At 57.0% G+C, this 1,898-nt stretch carries 2 protein-coding genes; both read left to right on the plus strand.

All coding sequences use genetic code 11. The annotated features are described in order from the left end of the window. Nucleotides 1-637, plus strand: a 637-nt coding sequence (locus AC33YF_RS13800) for a ZIP family metal transporter (RefSeq protein WP_491777790.1), incomplete at its 5' end; no start/stop codon positions are given. Nucleotides 638-852: 215 nt separating this feature from the next. Beyond that, nucleotides 853-1,898: nicotinate phosphoribosyltransferase (locus AC33YF_RS13805; protein WP_491777791.1), on the plus strand; the 1,046-nt coding region annotated here is incomplete at its 3' end.

The following is a 1,898-nucleotide window of genomic DNA, read 5'->3' on the forward strand; positions in this document are numbered from 1 at the left end:
GACGCCAAAATGGATCGTAGGTGCGGGGCTTCACGCCGCGGCCGGGGTTGCGATTGCTGTGGTCAGCATCGAACTGATGCCGCGCATTCTTCCGGCCACCCCCAAATGGGTCGTAGCTGCCGCGTTCTTGATTGGTGCTGCGATTGCCCTGGCTCTCGCGCTCTTGGCGCGAAAGGTAAAAGGGGCTGGTCAGGGGCGGGCCTGGATGTTGTGTGTTGCCGTCGTGGCGGACTTGTCGAGCGATGGATTGATGACGGGTGTGGGTGCTGCGGTCGCGAGTAGTCTTGGGTTTCTTATTGCCGTAAGTCAGTCTGTGGCCAATATCCCTGGGGGGTTTGCGGCGACGGCAAGTCTGCGTCAACACGGTGTGTCCAGAAAGCAGCGCATGACGGCGGCTGCGTTGCTAGTCATTCCGGCTGTGCTGAGCTGCGGGCTCGGCTACTGGCTGCTCAGAGATGCGAACCCGACAGCTCAAAACGCGGCGCTGATGGTAATCGTCGGTGTTCTTGTAGTCACAACGATTGAGGACGTCGTGCCGGAAGGAGATGCGTCCTTGAGGCTGCCGCGATGGATTTCGACCACGGCATTGGCGCTAGGCTTCGTCGGCCTTGCATTGCTGTCGACCTATTTTCATTGAGTTTGGAATCGGCCGGGGTTGTTCGGTCGCATGCTGCCGCCGAATATGAGATCGGCCGTAAGGATGTAAGTATCCTCATATTAGAATAGTGTCAGCGGTATCAGAATCGATGCCAAGGTCTGCGTTCAGGGGCAGGGGGTTTGTGGCGGATCTCTTCGTGCGTTGTGCTTCGGTATCAACTACGATCGCACCTCAAGAGCGCGTATCTTTAGAGAATGTCAAAACGATTGCGGCCGGAACCGGGTTCAAACCCGCTGCTCACTGATCTTTACCAGCTCAATATGATCGAGGCGTACCTTACTCACGGGGAGACGCAGACGGCCGTGTTCGAGTTCTTCGTGCGCAAACTTCCTGAGCGACGCGGATTCTTGATGGCGGCAGGCCTTGAGCAGGCGCTTCAGTTCCTCGAGGACCTGCATTTCTCCGCGGCCGATATCGATTGGTTGAAAGGCACCGGTCGGTTCAGCCAACGAACCATCGACTATCTCGCTGATCTGCAGTTCACAGGTGATGTGCACGCAATACCGGAAGGCACGGCTTTTTTCGCCAACGAGCCGATATTGCGAGTCACCGCCCCTCTTCCTGAAGCACAACTCGTCGAGACGCGTCTAATCAATATTATGCATTTCCAGTCACTAATCGCCTCAAAGGCGGCGCGCATAGTTCTCGCCGCGCCCGAAAAGCTGCTAGTGGATTTTGGCCTCAGGCGAGCGCACGGCGCAGAAGCGGGGCTGTTGGCCGCCCGCGCAAGCTATATCGCTGGCTTCAGCGGTACCGCCACAGAGCTCGCTGCCAAGCTGTTCGGTATTCCCGTTTTCGGCACCATGGCGCACTCATTCATCGAAGCTCATGATAACGAGGCAACTGCTTTCGACCGATTTGCCCATGCACGACCTGAAGATGTGGTCTTCCTTATAGATACTTACGATACGGAGGGGGGCGCCCGAAAGGTTGTGGAACTCGCACCTCACCTTAAGTCAGCAGGCATCAGTATACGCGGTGTACGTATCGACAGCGGCGACATGATAAAGCTCTCGAAGAGCGTACGTCGAATTCTGGATGAGGGCGGTCTTTGTGAGGTCACCATATTTGCTAGCGGCGGACTCGACGAGGTTGATCTTATGGCCATGGCCAAGGCCGAAGCGCCAATTGATGGTTTCGGCATCGGCACAAAACTCACAACCTCGTTCGACGCCCCGGCGCTGGATTGTGCATACAAGTTGCAAGAATATGCTGGCGTGCCGCGCCGTAAACTCGCGGC

This window comes from Methyloceanibacter sp. (assembly GCF_058506495.1).